Genomic DNA, 938 nt, shown 5'->3' on the forward strand with positions numbered 1-938 from the left:
GTGGTGATTTGGGAGGATGGCAGGCTCCGACATGCGGGCCGCATTGATATGACGCGGACTGCGTTGGAGGGATTTGGCAAGACCCTGCTGGCCAGTGATGAGGTGGTGGTCGAGGCGACCGGCAACAGCATGGCGGTATCGCGGGTTCTCGCACCGTTCGTGGCACGGGTGATTATCGCCAATCCGCTGCAGGTGAAGGCGATCGCCCAGGCTCACGTCAAGACCGACAAGATCGATGCCGGCACGCTCGCCAGTCTGCAGGCGGCTGGGTACCTGCCGCAGATCTGGACGCCTGACGCGGAGACGGAACGCAAGCGTCGGCTGGTGGCGCGGCGCTACCAGGTCGTGCGCCATCGCACGCGGCTCAAGAACGAGGTGCATTCGATCCTGCACGCGCACCTGATCCCGAAGTGCCCGCATGCCGATCTTTTCAACGGCCGCGGCCGGGCGTGGTTGGCCGCCCAACCGTTGCCGGACGATGAGCGCGCGGCGATCGATCGGCACGTCCGCGAGCTTGACCGGCTGGCGGAAGATCTGGCCCTGCTCGACCGCGAGATCGCGCAGGACGCCATCGACGATTCCGCGGTCAACAGATTGATGACGATCACCGGCGTCAACTTGGCGGTCGCTGCCGGCATCATGGCGGCGATCGGCGACATCAGCCGGTTCAACAGCCCGCAGAAGCTGGTGAGCTATTTTGGGCTGAACCCGCGGGTACGGCAGTCCGGACTGGGCGCCGCCCATCACGGCCGCATCAGCAAGATCGGCCGCAGTCACGCGCGCGCCATGCTGGTCGAGGCGGCCTGGGCAGCGGCCAAGGCGCCCGGTCCGCTGCATGCGTTTTTCGTGCGCATCCGCGCCCGGCGCGGCCATCAGATCGCCGCGGTGGCCGTGGCCCGGAAGCTCACCGTGCTTTGCTGGCATTTGTTGACGAAGGG

General features: G+C 66.6%; 1 protein-coding gene. It reads left to right on the plus strand.

Annotation, left to right across the window (positions count from 1 at the left end):
- Positions 1-938 (plus strand): IS110 family transposase (locus tag IVB32_RS12675; protein ID WP_247410464.1); only part of this gene is annotated, 938 nt, incomplete at its 3' end.

It is taken from the genome of Bradyrhizobium sp. 23 (assembly GCF_023073295.1).
Classification (GTDB): Bacteria; Pseudomonadota; Alphaproteobacteria; order Rhizobiales; family Xanthobacteraceae; genus Bradyrhizobium; species Bradyrhizobium canariense_D.